The 14147-nt window shown below is 40.1% G+C and carries 14 protein-coding genes; 10 read left to right on the forward strand and 4 right to left on the reverse strand.

The genetic code is table 11. The features are described from left to right. Positions 1-41: 41 nt before the first annotated feature. The 5 genes from uvrC to MKL51_RS00965 all read left to right on the forward strand — a co-directional run bounded on the left by uvrC (position 42) and on the right by MKL51_RS00965 (position 5056). Complete coding sequence (gene uvrC / locus MKL51_RS00940; RefSeq protein WP_032053005.1) at positions 42-1841, forward strand: excinuclease ABC subunit UvrC; 1800 nt, start codon at positions 42-44, stop codon at positions 1839-1841. A 121-nt stretch (positions 1842-1962) separates the two neighbouring features. Beyond that, complete coding sequence (locus MKL51_RS00945; protein ID WP_032053002.1) at positions 1963-2757, forward strand: thioesterase family protein; 795 nt, start codon at positions 1963-1965, stop codon at positions 2755-2757. 118 nt (positions 2758-2875) lie between these two features. Beyond that, the gene (pgsA, locus tag MKL51_RS00950; RefSeq protein WP_002114808.1) at positions 2876-3463 is read left to right on the forward strand and encodes a CDP-diacylglycerol--glycerol-3-phosphate 3-phosphatidyltransferase; all 588 of its coding nucleotides are present in this window, start codon (positions 2876-2878) and stop codon (positions 3461-3463) included. Positions 3464-3593: 130 nt separating this feature from the next. Next, positions 3594-4448, forward strand: coding sequence for a methylated-DNA--[protein]-cysteine S-methyltransferase (locus tag MKL51_RS00960; protein WP_032005695.1), 855 nt, complete (start codon positions 3594-3596; stop codon positions 4446-4448). Next, the gene (locus MKL51_RS00965; RefSeq protein ID WP_032005693.1) at positions 4445-5056 is read left to right on the forward strand and encodes an alpha-ketoglutarate-dependent dioxygenase AlkB family protein; all 612 of its coding nucleotides are present in this window, start codon (positions 4445-4447) and stop codon (positions 5054-5056) included. Before MKL51_RS00960 ends, MKL51_RS00965 begins: the two co-directional genes overlap by 4 nt. Positions 5057-5240: 184 nt before the next feature. Here MKL51_RS00965 and MKL51_RS00970 read toward each other — a convergent pair whose 3' ends face one another. Beyond that, complete coding sequence (locus MKL51_RS00970) at positions 5241-6014, reverse strand: IclR family transcriptional regulator (RefSeq protein WP_002114686.1); 774 nt, start codon at positions 6012-6014, stop codon at positions 5241-5243. 367 nt (positions 6015-6381) lie between these two features. Between MKL51_RS00970 and MKL51_RS00975 the strand changes: the two genes are divergently transcribed. From MKL51_RS00975 to MKL51_RS00990, 4 genes are read left to right on the forward strand one after another with little or no spacing between them, the layout of a single operon-like run. Continuing rightward, positions 6382-6513, forward strand: a complete 132-nt coding sequence (locus tag MKL51_RS00975; RefSeq protein WP_014208220.1) for a hypothetical protein — start codon at positions 6382-6384, stop codon at positions 6511-6513. Next, positions 6504-8603 (forward strand): FUSC family protein, encoded by a 2100-nt coding sequence (locus MKL51_RS00980; protein ID WP_057089885.1) that lies wholly within the window; start codon positions 6504-6506, stop codon positions 8601-8603. The genes MKL51_RS00975 and MKL51_RS00980 overlap by 10 nt, the downstream gene beginning before the upstream one ends. Then, positions 8596-8802: a DUF1656 domain-containing protein gene (locus MKL51_RS00985; RefSeq protein ID WP_032005689.1), complete on the forward strand. Its 207-nt coding sequence runs from the start codon at positions 8596-8598 to the stop codon at positions 8800-8802. Before MKL51_RS00980 ends, MKL51_RS00985 begins: the two co-directional genes overlap by 8 nt. Before the next feature lie 39 nt (positions 8803-8841). Beyond that, a complete protein-coding gene (locus tag MKL51_RS00990) occupies positions 8842-9843 on the forward strand; it encodes an HlyD family secretion protein (protein ID WP_032005687.1) in 1002 nt (333 codons plus the stop codon). Between the two features lie 43 nt (positions 9844-9886). On the opposite strand, the gene ruvX is transcribed toward MKL51_RS00990, so the two are convergent. The 3 genes from ruvX to recN all read right to left on the reverse strand — a co-directional run bounded on the left by ruvX (position 9887) and on the right by recN (position 12674). Beyond that, positions 9887-10327 carry a Holliday junction resolvase RuvX gene (gene ruvX / locus MKL51_RS00995; protein WP_032005685.1) on the reverse strand — a complete coding sequence of 147 codons (441 nt, stop codon included), beginning with the start codon at positions 10325-10327 and terminating at the stop codon, positions 9887-9889. Beyond that, the gene (locus MKL51_RS01000; protein WP_002114753.1) at positions 10327-10881 is read right to left on the reverse strand and encodes a YqgE/AlgH family protein; all 555 of its coding nucleotides are present in this window, start codon (positions 10879-10881) and stop codon (positions 10327-10329) included. Before MKL51_RS01000 ends, ruvX begins: the two co-directional genes overlap by 1 nt. Before the next feature lie 125 nt (positions 10882-11006). Then, the gene (gene recN, locus MKL51_RS01005; RefSeq protein WP_032005683.1) at positions 11007-12674 is read right to left on the reverse strand and encodes a DNA repair protein RecN; all 1668 of its coding nucleotides are present in this window, start codon (positions 12672-12674) and stop codon (positions 11007-11009) included. 114 nt (positions 12675-12788) lie between these two features. Between recN and MKL51_RS01010 the strand changes: the two genes are divergently transcribed. After that, positions 12789-14099: a tetratricopeptide repeat protein gene (locus MKL51_RS01010; RefSeq protein WP_032005681.1), complete on the forward strand. Its 1311-nt coding sequence runs from the start codon at positions 12789-12791 to the stop codon at positions 14097-14099. The last annotated feature ends 48 nt before the right edge of the window (positions 14100-14147 follow it).

Below are 14147 nucleotides of genomic sequence, written 5' to 3' on the forward strand. Positions count from 1 at the left end.
CATCACATTAGGTATTCAGTATTAAGCCATGCATGCCAATAGTGAATCAAAACGCTCGTCCTCATATTGAAAAAATTTTAGCCAACATGACCCAGCTTCCAGGTGTTTATAAAATGCTAGGGAAGGAGGGTGAATTGTTATATGTCGGTAAAGCAAAAAATCTAAAAAATCGGGTGTCGAGTTATTTTGTTAAAACGATTGAGCATCCTAAAACACAAGCTTTAGTTGCGCGAATTTATGATATTGAAACTTTGGTTACTCGTTCAGAAACCGAAGCTTTACTCTTAGAACAAAACTTAATTAAACAACACCGCCCGCCGTATAACATTATGCTGCGGGACGATAAGTCTTATGTCTATATTTTTGTTTCGGCTGATAAGCCTTATCCTCGGCTTGCTAGTGGGCGTGGTAAAGGTAAGCACCAAATTGGTAAGTTTTTTGGCCCGTACCCAAGTGCCTATAGTGCACGCGATACGTTACTGGTTTTGCAAAAACTTTTTAATGTGCGTCAGTGCGAAAATAGTTATTTTGCACAGCGCAAGCGTCCATGTTTGCAATATCAAATCAAGCGATGTTCAGCCCCTTGTGTAGGTCTGATTTCACCCGAAGATTATAAAGAAGACGTTAATAATAGTATTCGCTTTTTGCAAGGTGATACCAAAGAGCTTAATCAAGAACTCATTGCCAAAATGGAACAAGCAGCGGCTGAGCTTGAATTTGAAAAAGCTGTTTTTTACCGTGATCGATTGTCTTTACTGCGTGAAGTTCAAGCGCAACAAGCCGTGTTTAAAGTCAAAGGCGAAGCGGATATTCTGGCAATTGCATACCAGGCAGGTGTGACATGCGTGCAAATTATGTATGTACGCAACGGGCGAATGCTGGGTGGAAAAAGTTATTTCCCAGACATGCTCGGTGATGATCTTGGGCAAATGCTCAGTGACTTTATGGCGAATTTTTACTTTCAGGTTGCAGATGAAGTTCCCAATGAGCTTATCGTAAATATTGCTTTGCCTGACTGCAAAGAATTAGAAGAAGCATTGGCACAGCAGTTTGGCAAAAAAGTTCAGATTAAGAATAATGTTCGAGAAACTCGTGCCGAGTGGCTGGAGCTAGCCGAAATGAACGTTCAACATGCCATTAAGGGGCAGTTGAGTAATCATTTAGAGCTTAATGAGCGTTTCCATCAGTTAGAGCAAGTAGTGGGAAGACCTGTCGATCGTATTGAGTGTTTTGATATTAGTCATACCATGGGGGAAGCCCCAATTGCCTCATGTGTTGTGTTTGATCAAGGGGGCGCTCGTAAGCGTGACTATCGCCAATTTGCGATTCAAGACATTACAGCAGGCGATGACTATGCTGCTATGCGTCAAGCCTTAACACGACGTTATAAAAAGGCCATATTGCCTGATTTGCTGTTGATTGATGGTGGTAAAGGCCAGCTCCATATGGCAATGGAAGTCATGCAAGAGCTTGGGCTGGACGCTTTTATGGTAGGTGTATCTAAAGGTGAAGGGCGTAAACCCGGACTTGAAACTCTGCATTTTACCGATGGCACAAAAATCCAGTTACCGGAAGACCATAAGGCATTGCATTTAATTCAGCAGGTGCGTGATGAGGCCCATCGTTTTGCGATTACCAAGCATCGTGCTAAACGTGACAAACGTCGAAGTACCTCAGTTTTAGAAGCAATTCCAGGGTTAGGGCCAAAGCGCCGTCGAGATTTATTAACCCATTTTGGTGGGATTCAAGGTGTTTTAAAAGCATCTGAAAAAGAGCTTACCCTTGTGCCTGGTTTTGGTGAAATGATGGCAAGAACGATTTATAAAATTCTGCATGAATAACGATAGGTTTCTATGCCGAGTGACCAAATAGTTGGCATATAAGTAGAAGAATGATCATTCACATTCTCTTTAAAATGATGAAAGATGTTTCATCAAGAGTCGGAGTGCTTTAGGGAAGTGAATGTCATTACTGCAATTGTTTGAAGAAATAAAGCAAAAGGAATCGATTGAAATACCCGAAGGGTGGTTACAAGGACGAACTGTTTTTGGTGGTCTTGTTGCTGGACTACTCATGCAAAAAGCTTGCTGCAATATTCAAGATCCAAATAAAAGATTATTAAGTTGTAGTGTTACTTTCGTGGGCCCTGTACAGCAGGGACCTGCCCAATTGACTATTGAAATTTTAAGAGAAGGAAAGTCGGTCACTACACTTGAAACACGTTTATGGCAAGATGGGGCGGTACAAACGATTTTGGTCGCAAGCTTTGGTGTGCCTCGTGCATCGAATATTGAAGTGCGACATGAGCCTATCGTTCCAGTTTATAGGCAACCTGAAGAGTTGCAACCTATTCCTTTTGCTAGACAAATGCCAGAATGCTATCAACATTTTGATGTATGTTGGGCAGAAGGTCATTATCCTGTTACAGGAAGTCAGTATGCTGACTTTGGAGGATGGTCAAGGTTTAATCCCGATAAGCATGAAAATCGTCAAATGACTTTGCCAGATTTAATTGTTTTGATGGATATTTGGCCGCCTGGTGTCTTGCCAATGTTTAAGCAAGTTGCTCCTGCGAGCTCTTTAACTTGGCACATTACCTATGTACATCCGTTTCCACATCAATTGTGTGACTGGTTTAAATATAAAGTGGTAACTGAATATGCAGGTGAAGGTTATTCCACAGAATATGCCCATCTTTGGGACCAAAATGATCATTTAATTGCAATTTTACGGCAAACTGTTACGGTATTTACCTAAGCAGTCCACTTCCTCGATTCATATATTTCGTATAAAGTGGCTGTTACAGATAGATACAATATTGAAGAAAGTATTTTTGTCTGTTACAAGATGCATGAAGACTTAATTGGCGGTGTTTATGACCACAGGGCGAATCCTGAATATCCCAAATATCCTAACATTAGCGCGTATCGCGCTTATTCCTGTATTTTTGGTGATCGCGTATTGGCCGCCTGCAATGGGTATTGGTGAGCATGAAGGAAGTATGAGTCGTCATATTATCTTGACGGCTATTTTTGTGTTTGCTGCTATTACCGATTGGTTTGATGGCTATTTGGCACGAACTTTAAACCAAACTTCAGCATTTGGCCGTTTTTTAGATCCAGTTGCAGATAAGCTCATGGTGGCGGCTGCACTGATCGTTTTAGTACAGTGGAATCCAACGATCTCAATGGCTTTTGCAGCAATTGTGATTATTTCACGCGAAATTACAGTTTCTGCTTTACGTGAATGGATGGCGGAACTTGGCGCACGAACCAGTGTGGCAGTATCGACTGTAGGTAAATATAAAACAGCCTTTCAGATGATTGCCATTAGTGTGTTCTTACTCAATTGGCAGCCTTTAGAAATGCTCGCATATGCTTTGTTATATACGGCAGTCATTTTAACTTTATGGTCAATGTTTATTTATCTTAAAGCAGCTTGGCCTTATTTAAAGCAACCTTAAGTGCTGCATATTGAATGATTAAGCCTTTCTACAATGAAAGGCTTTTTTTATTTTTAAAGAGTGCAAGAATTGGGTCGTCATAGGGCTTTGGCTACTTTAATGTAAGATATAAGTGCTAAGGAGGTGACACATGCAAATGCTTTCTTCTCGGCAATTTGCTGTAATTGCCACTGTGATTGAATATTTATATGAACATCTAGATCAGCAACCCAGTCTTGACGATGTTGCGAGTCATATGAATTTAAGCCCAAGCTATATTCAACGCCAGTTTCAGGAATGGGTAGGGATTAGCCCCAAAAAATTTGTGCAATATATGAGTTTGCAACAGGCCAAATATCATCTGTTGCAACAACGGAGTTTATTGGAAACTGCTTTAAATACGGGGTTATCTGGCACAGGACGTTTACACGATCTGTTTATTCAGCTTGAAGGCATGACGCCTGGTGAATATAAACTGCAAGGTGAAGGGGTTACACTTAATTATTCGATTGAGGCAAGCCCCTTTGGTGAGTTGTTGGTGGTCAGTAGTGAAAAAGGGATATGTTCTATTCGATTTATCGAAACTCACGACAATATTGAACATCTTATTCAACAGTCCTTTCCAAAGGCTCGATTAAAAAATCAGTCGCCGATTTGGCATCAACAAATTGCAAAGTGGTTTGAACAGGATTTTTCAGAACATTTACAGCAAAAACTTCCTCTTAATTTGGCTGGAACTCCATTTCAGCTACAAGTATGGGAGGCCTTGCTCACCATTCCAGAAGGCCAATTGCGTACTTATCAAGATATTGCAGAGCAAATCGGGAAGCCTAAAGCAGTTAGAGCCGTTGCTACTGCAATTGGACAAAATCCGATTGCATATCTGATTCCTTGCCATCGAGTGATCCGTGCCACAGGCATGGTTGGAGAATATCATTGGCAAAAGGGGCGTAAATTGGCATTGTTAGCTTGGGAGATGTCAAAGCAACACGGAGAAACTGTATGACCTTGGATTTATTTTCTCCAGAGCCTTGTGAGAATTTATTACCCTACGATGGTGAAGTTCAGGACTATGGTTGTATTTTAAGCCCTGAAGAAGCTGAACAATATTTTCACTACCTTTACCGACACCTCGCATGGAAACATGATGAGGCTAAGTTGTATGGCAAGCACTTTATTACAGCTCGAAAAGTTGCATGGTATGGAGATGACTACTATCAATATAAATATTCGGGTGTCGCACGTGATTCTTTACCTTGGGACAAAGCACTCGCCAAACTAAAACAACAGGTAGAGCAAATACTTTCAGAAAAATTTAATTCTTGTTTGGCAAATCTTTATGAAGATGGAACTCAAGGTATGGCTTGGCACAGTGACTCGGATGTTTCTTTGGCAAGAACGACAACAATCGCTTCTTTAAGCTTTGGTGCTACCCGTAAATTTTCTTTTAGGCATATTCAAAGTAAAGAGAAAGTTGAATTGTGGCTACAGCCAGGCCAACTCATTGTGATGCGTGGTGAGACTCAACAATATTGGCAACACCGTTTAAATCGCTCAACAAAGATTTTACAACCACGTATTAATCTTACTTTTCGGCAATTTAAGTTTTTATAAAAATAGGGCAAGAAAAAAGCCCATGATGGCAGCATGAGCTTATTCCTCTGAGGGGGATGCTTCTATTGATGAGCTGCTGATGAAAAGAATCATCAATAGGAGTTAAAATCATAATATGAGAATATTGTGATATATTCAATGTTTTAAAGTGTAAGAAAAGTTTAAATTATCATAAGGTGGGGTTTTAGATTTCACCTTTTTCAGATAACTCCATAAAACGTTGTTCAATAAGTGCTGCATTTTCTTGCAAAATTTCGATGAGCTTTTCAACATTTAAAAAGTCAAAACGATTTTTAGAGGCAACTAAGGTCAAAGCCAAAGGTACTTCTTTGTTTGAAAAACGAACAGGAACCGCTAGACCTGAAACATTTGGGTCAATCTCACCTTGTGAGAAATAGAACCCTTGTTTTTTAATTTTACGCATACGCTGAATAAAGCTTGGTTCATCTTCAGCAAAACCTGATTGTTTTAATTCTTGCTGATAACGGTGGTAGTAGTCTTGCATGCGCTGCTTACTTAAATGCGAAACCATTGTTTTTGGAGATGATCCAACGTAAATCGGTCTTGGGCACCCTCGGCCATATGAAAGTAGCTCAGTGTCTTTAAATATTTCATGATGTATGTCAATGCAATAGTCATCATTTAAATAGGTAAGCAAACAGCACAGTTCGGTACGTTCTACAATATTTCGCATAAACGGTGTGCTGATCTGAACTAATGGATCGGTTGTTCTGGATATATAGTCAAGAACAGCAATTTTTGAGCCTAAGGTATAATCGCCAGAGGTTCCATTAATACGCTTTAATAGATCAGCCGATACTAGTTCTTTGAGGTAACGGTAACTCGTTGGTTTGGACAAGCCAAGTTCTTCGCAAATAATATCGACATTAATGATTGGACGCGAAACTGAAAATAGATCCAGTACTGTTAAAATTTTGCCAAAACTTGAAATTGCCATAATGTCTTGTTCGTATCCTTTAACAACGAGTCATCTTTGAGTTTTTATAACAGAAAAAAAGAAGGTTTGTCTCAATTCTAAAATAAATGCCTGATTTGAGTATTTTACTCTGACAAAGAGAAAACTTCTCTTGGCTTATACATCATATACGATAATTAAAAAATATATCAAATTATCAAATAGAGATATTTTAGTTGACTAAATCGCTTTATTTTGAAAAAATTGACAAACAAAATATCTAATCGAGAAATTGGTCGGTTCCAGATTGATTTCTTGATACCTCTTCTTTCCAAAGCTTGGCCGTTTAAATGGCGCCCAAACTGAAATCATCTCTGCCAATCAGGCGAGATGTGGAAAAATCATTGTATTGAAGGATGCTCCTCATATCATTTGCTTTGAGGCAAATGGCAAAGTTGTGTTGTCTTTAGAAAGACGATCAAATATTGAAGGGCATGCTCATCAGTTCAAATCTGTATTTGAGATGAGTTCATGTTATTAAAGCAAATACTGGCGTTCCGCCCGAGTAGGCTTGATCTGATCTTTGCCTTAAAAACATTTATTGCCGGAATGTTGGCACTATTTGTTTCGTTTGAATTAGATCTGATTAACCCGATGTGGTCGATTGGTACGGTCCTGATTATTGCCAATCCATATTCAGGAATGGTGTCCTCTAAATGTGTCTATCGAGTGGTAGGGACAATTGGCGGAGCTGTGATTGCCTTAACTCTAACACCACATTTAATTAATACACCTTGGATATTTACCGTGGTGTTGTCGTTGTGGGTGGGTTTTGCGCTTTATGTGTCGTTACTCGATCGTACTCCACGTAGTTATGCTTTTATGCTGGCCGGTTACTCGACAGCTATGATCGTCTTCAATGCGATTACCTATATTGATCAATACAATATATTCGATATTGCTTTAGCTCGGGTTATAGAAATTTCGATTGGCGTGATTTCAAGTGCAGTGGTTTCTGCCACGATTCTTCCAATGCATATTGGCTCGGCAATTAAACAGCGGGTGATAAAAACCCTAAAAGATACAGAGAATCTGTTTGCTAATTTATTAAATACAGATTTGCAGCAGAACAATACCCAGCTTTTGGCTGCCATTACTCGCGACACAACAGACATCCATGCCTTGGCAGTACATTTGAGCTATGAAAAGGGCGAACTGCATGGTATGACCAAACCCTTGCAGGAAATGCTTCATCAAATCTCAATGGTGGTGGCTAATCTAGTCGCTTTATCTGAGCGTATTAAGCAGCTTAAAGAACTTCGGTTTATCGAGACTCATGCAGAAAAACTGCAACAGCTTTCAGCTCATGTTGTACAGTTTTTAGAGCAAAAAGATCTAATCGTTGATGAAAATATTTTGCAGTTGCCTGATGAGTTTGAAAGCGATTTTGCAAGTTTGATGGAGTCGGCTTCTACACATCAACAAGTTTTAGTTGCAGCCATGAAAATGGATGTGCGTCATTTCATTAGCAATGTTTTAGCGGTTAAAGTTTTGTGGCAGCGAATTCAGCAAGGTAATAAAGAAATTCCTGACAACATTACCCCAATGACGACCAAATATCCAAGTTTGCACCGTGACCATGGTGTAGCGATACGAGGCGGTATCAGTGCAGTCCTTATTACATTTATTGTGACTGGAGTCTGGATTGTTTCGGGGTGGAAAGCTGGATTTATGATGGCACAGATGGGCGCAGTAACCGCCTGTATTTTAACGGCCTTAGATAACCCGGTTCCGGTTCTGCGTATTTTTATCTGGGGCAGTATAGCTTCAGCAGTTTTAGTCTTCGTTTATGCATTTGGTATTTTCCCGCATGTCACCACTTTCTGGGAACTTGGACTGGTTTTATTACCGATGTTCTTATTCGCAGTGTCTATGATGGCTAACCAGATGCTGATGCCGGTAGGAATGGTTTTGGGTATTAATACAATGATGGGATTAAACCTGCACAATGCTTATAGCATGGATGCAGTGTCTTATCTTGATAGTTCATTTGCCATGATCTTAGGTGTTTTAGTGTCTTTGATTGTCATTGATGTTGTTCGCGCCATGTCACCAGACACGAGTGCAAGCCGTATTTTAGCCTTGCATTACCGTGCCATGCGACAAGCGATCTATCTGCCATATGGTCTTGATTTTAAAGTTCATCTACGCAGTATGCTAGATCGGATTGGGATTCTAAACAGCAAAATGGTGCAATCAGACGAGATTAAAACTTCAATTCATCAGGCCCTGATTGAGTCGAGTAGTATTGTTGATTTAAGCCGATTGCAAGAGTTAGCCAATCAGTTTCCTCAAGCATCTGAACTCACTCAGCATATTGGCGATTTGCAACAAAATCTGGATGAGCTGTTTAGAGCTAAAGAAAACGATGAAAATGATATGACTGCTTTAGTAGAGCGGATCTACCGAGCGTTATTTGAATTAAAACAGCTTGCTTCAAATGTTGAAGATATGACTATGCGACAAAGACTACTCATTTCACTGAACAATATTGCTTATAGCATGTGCCACGTTTCATCAGAGCAAATGAATGAAAATAGCACCCTGAGAGGAGCCACAGCAAATGGGTGAGTTTAATGTTTATGGTATTTATGTGCCTTCTTTGCTCGTTCAAGCACTCTTGGCATATTTCTGTTTCCGTGGGTTAAGTCCTTTAACAAATAAGTTGATTGCACAAGGCTGGATTGCATTACCTAGTATTTTTAATTTGTGTTTTTACCTCTTATTACTTTTGGTAATACATCAAATTTTTGTTGGGGTCGGTGCGTAGAGATGTTTGCGAAATTAAAGATTGAGTTAGGTGAGTGAAATGAATCAGGTGGATTTGAAAAAAGTCATCCGTCCAGTAATTTTGATTGTCGCATTAATGGTGGCGGTCTATACCATTGTGCATTTGTGGAATTACTATAACGCGGCGCCGTGGACGCGGGATGGTCGAGTTCGTGGTGACGTTATTCAAGTATCTTCGGATGTCGCGGGGCTTGTGACAGAAGTATTGGTTCAAGATAACCAGACTGTAAAAAAAGGTCAGGTGCTCTTTAAAATTGATGTTTCTCGCCGAGCTTTAGACGTAGAGCAGGCAAAATCTGATTTAGCAAAAGCAAATGCAGCCTTTGCCCAAGCGCAGGCGGGTTTAGCACAAGCAAAAGCGAACCTGATTAAATCTGAAACGAATATTAAGTTAGCCGAGAAAAACGCAAGCCGCTATTCAAACCTTATGGATGGCGCTATCTCTAAACAAGAACAAGATCAAGTTTTCGCAACACGTGATCAATCCCATGCTGAACATGAGCAACTCCAAGCTGCCATTCAGCAAGCAGAAGCAACTGTTAAGCAACAACAGGCTCTGATTGAGGCGGCAACGAGCAATTTGCATTTGGCCGAGCTTAATATGCATCGTGCTGCGGTGATTGCTCCAGCTGATGGTACTTTATCTAACTTTGATATGCGCCCAGGTAACTATGTTCAAGTTGGTCAGGCTGTTGCGGCACTACTTGACCGTAAACAACTCTATGTTGTGGGCTATTTTGAAGAGACGAAGTTAAACCGTATTCATGTCGGCGATCAGGCCAGTGTACAGTTAATGGGGGATAGCCAGAAAATTAAAGGCCATGTACAAGGTATTGCATCTGGTATCGAAGATCGTGAACGCTCAAGCAGTTCTAAACTTCTTGCCAATGTAAATCCAACGTTCAGTTGGGTTCGTTTAGCGCAGCGTGTGCCTGTGAAAATCGTATTGGATGAAACACCAAAGAACCAGCTTGCTTTCGTCTCTGGACGTACGGCAACTGTGCATATTATCGAGAAATAAAACAAGAAATTAAAAAGGAAGGCTTTAGCCTTCCTTTTTTATATTACGGGGTTAGACCGACTGGATTTCGATACCAACTCTGAATGAGTAAGGCGGCTGCAAAACTATCTGCAGAAAGTTTTTTTGCTCGACCTTGCTCTTGGTAGAAACCGAGTTCTTCTCGTGCTTCACGTGTAGTTAAACGCTCATCTACCATTAATGTTTCAATATTGGTTTGATGGCGTAAACGTCTCGCAAATTTGCGAGCACGTGTAGAAAGTTCTGACTCGCTATCATCCATATTCAAAGGCAAACCAACCAAAAATAGATCAGGTTGCCATTCTTTCACGATTTTTAAGAGTTGATCCCAGTTTGGAATTCCATCTTTCATCACAAATAAAGGGAGAGGATTGGCACTTTCAATTGAAGACTGGCCAATCGCCATTCCCATTTTTTGAGTACCAAAGTCAAAAGCCATAATCGAGTTTGATTGTGTTTCGGTCATTAAGCATGTCCGATTTCAGATGCTAACCATGCACGATCTACACCGATCTTTTTATAAGCTGCATCCCAACGATCGTCATAAGGCAGGTTAAAAATCAGATCCATATCCGCATCACAAATGAGCCAGTCACCGCGTGTAATTTCATCTTCTAACTGATTTTTACCCCAGCTCGCATAACCTAAAGCAATTTGATATCGACCAACACCTTCATTATGGGCAATCGCATCAAGAATATCTTTACTGGTGGTAATACAAACATTTTCACCTACAGCGATAGATGAATGCCATGTCGGTTGTCCAGTATGAAGAACGAATCCAGCCTCGGGACGTAATGGCCCACCTTGTAAAACCACATGTGGATTTACATTATCTGCTTCAATGTCGAGATCATTGAGTAATTCTTTAATTTGAATGCCGGAAGGGCGGTTAATAATAATGCCTTGAGCACCTTCTTCATCATGACGGGCAAGATAAATTACAGTGTTTGCGAAAAAGTCATCTGCCATTTCTGGCGGGGCAATCAGACAACGGTGAGTCAGATATTGTTTGGTCACCTAAGCGGTTCTCCCTCAAAAAATGTCACTAGAGGGTCTCTCGACCCTTTTATCTATATAGGTTCTTTTTATCAACATACAAGAGTTAATCGGTTTTCGCCAATCTTTTTCTCTCATTTTCTTTATTAATTTGAAGAAGCCTGAAATTTAAGTTGGCGTAATTGTTTTGCGTGTTGCAAGGTTGTTTCATTAATTTCAACACCGCCTGACATGCGTGCTAACTCAGAAATAATTTGATTTTCATCAAGTTGTACAATGGTACTGCTTGCTGGATCAGTTTGTTGTTTCTTCACTAATAAATGCTGATCTGACTGAGCAGCAACTTGTGCTTGGTGAGTAATACATAAAAGTTGAACATGTTGGGCTAGGTCAGCAAGTAAACGTCCGACAACTTCTGCGGTTCCACCACTAATTCCGACATCAATTTCATCAAACACTAACACTTCTGCTTCGGTTTTTTCAGCGTTCATCACTTGCATGACAAGTGCAATACGTGAAAGTTCACCACCTGAAGCTACTCGTGCTAATGGTTGTGGAGGAATACCCTTATTGGCAGTAAATAATAGTTGAATAAAACTTAAACCCTCAGCAGTAGGTTGCTCTAGTGGTTCAAACTTAAACTCAAAATGTGCCTCTGGCAGTGCTAAAGGTTTAACTTGTTCGGTTAATTGTTTAGCAAGTGGGGCAGCAGCTTCACGACGAATATGGTCTAAATGCTGAGCTTTCTCTAAGAACTCCTCATGTGACTTTTCAACTTGTTCTGCCAGTGTTTCTGGGTCTTCAAGTTGATGCAATTGCTCAAGCTCACTTTGCCAAGCTTCATATTCTTCTTTAAGCGTTTCTGGTTGAGTTCGGTATTTACGCGCTAAACGATGGAAAACTTCAAGTTTAGAGTTGAGCTCTTCCATTCGTTCTGGATCAAAACTTTGTCGATCAATAAATTGTCGCAAGTTTGCCGTTGCATCATCTATTTCACTTTGAGCATTCAGTAAAGAATTATAAATCTCGGAAAGTTGTTCGCTGCGGCCCGCGTGAGATTCTAATCTGCGAATAATCGAAGACATTTCTTGAGTAATGTTTTGCTCAGCTTCATCTAATACATTTAAGCTATAGCTACAGTCTTGCATGATATGTTCATGATGACTGAGGCGATCGAACTCTTGCTCAATTTCTTTATAGTCAGTTTGAATGACCTCTTCGAGTTCTTCAATTTGATGCTCTAAAGTGCCAATACGTTGTAGTCGGGTTGCTTGTGCATCTAAGGCTGCTTGATGCAAACGGATGGTACGTTGCCATGTGCTATAGGCTTCACGTACATTGTTCGCTTCAGCATAAAAATTGTTATAACGGTCTAGCCAATGCTTTGGATAAGGCGGTTCAAGCAGCTGCTGCTGGCTGTGCTGACTATAGAGCTGAACCAGTAAACGGCCTAACTCTTTAAGTTCAGATAGACTGCTCGGGCGACCATTAACCCATGCTTTGCTGCGTCCGGTTGCAAAAATAACACGACGTAAATGAATTTCCCCAGAATCATCATCTAGCTCATGGTCTTGGAGCCATTTTGCTTCAGGACTATTATTCTGATAGGTAAAAACAGCGGTGATATCCGCTTTGTCCGAACCATAACGGACATAATTTGTATCTGTACGTTCCCCTAGGCAGGCAGAGAGTGCATCCAGTAATAATGATTTTCCGGCACCTGTTTCGCCTGTTAGAACATTAAATCCTTGTTCTATATCAATAGCCAAATGATTAGCTAATGCAAAATTAATTAAAGTTAAATGTGTGAGCATAAACGCATCCAACGCGCCAAATTATGGGTTAAAGATAGAGAAGTTTTGAATTTGCTACAAGTGATCTATTATTCTAACTGAAATTATAGAACAGCAAGATTGCGGATATTTACAATGAAAAAAACATTAAGCTTACCGAAACCACCAATAGGGATGATCAACCGCCATAAAAAAAATAATCCTGCGGAAATGAATAAAATTTTAAATCAGCATTTTAATGCATTTAAACAGGCAGCAGCACAAGGGGATTATGCCAAAGCTTATCAACATGTTAAACAAGCTGTTAATTTGGTTCCCAAGCATGCTGGCGCCTTATCAGATTTAGCTTATACCGAATTGCGCTTAGGCCGTTATAACGATGCCCATCAACATTATTTACAAGCGATTCAAGCAAGTGGAGCTAACGTAAATACAAATTTATATGATGGACTCACAGAAGTTTGTCATCATTTAAAGAAAAAAGAAGAAACAATCAAATTTGGACGCTTGGCAATTGCAACCAAAAAAGAACTAGCGAAGAGCGAACCTGTTTTGGCAATTCCAGATCAGGTACCACCAACCTTTAGTGCAAACCCTCAAGAAAATATTATTGCTTTTTCTTTGTTTGGGGCAAACCCTCGTTATTGTGAAACCTCTATTTTAAATATTCAGTTAGCCAAACAAATTTATCCTGAATGGACGTGTCGCTTTTATGTCGATGATACGGTGCCAGTATTGGTGCAACAGCGTTTAAAAGAGAAGGGCGCGCAAGTTATTCAGGTTGCAGATTCTCAAAAACAGCTATCTGGTCTGTTCTGGCGCTTTTTGGTAATGGATGATCCGACAATTAAGCGTTTTCTGATACGTGATGCCGACTCCATTGTCTCGCACCGCGAAAAAGCAGCTGTAGATGTGTGGCTCAAGAGTGATAAATGGTTTCACTTAATGCGAGATAATTATTCTCATACTGAGTTAATTCTGGCGGGTATGTGGGGCGGGTGTACAGGGATTTTTCATAATATTGAAGCACATATCAGGGATTATGTTGCCACCGGACGTTATCTCGATAATCGGGTGATGGATCAACATTATTTGCGCTATTGTATTTGGCCGACTTTAAAACAAAGTGTGCTTATACACGATAGTCAGCAATTTGATTCAGATGCTATCGATTTTCCAGCTTATGATCTGGCGTTAATGCAAAACGACAGTGAAAATTTTCATGTAGGAATGAATGACGGTTCACCAATAATTACTACAGCAGTTGCCCATCCAACTGCACAAAGAGTATGTTGGATACTTCTAGATGAAAATCAGGTCGAAGTTTGCAGATACGATGCAATTGTGTCGAGTAGTCGAAATATTGAGATTAACTTACCTTATGCTTTTGCCAAAAAAATTCAGGCACAGCAGTGGAAATTACAAGTCTATCCGTATGAAAACTGATTGATTAGTTATTTAGGCACAATTAAACTACATTCATCATAATTTATA

It is taken from the genome of Acinetobacter sp. AOR18_HL (assembly GCF_027855145.1).
In the GTDB taxonomy this organism is placed as follows: Bacteria; Pseudomonadota; Gammaproteobacteria; order Pseudomonadales; family Moraxellaceae; genus Acinetobacter; species Acinetobacter pittii.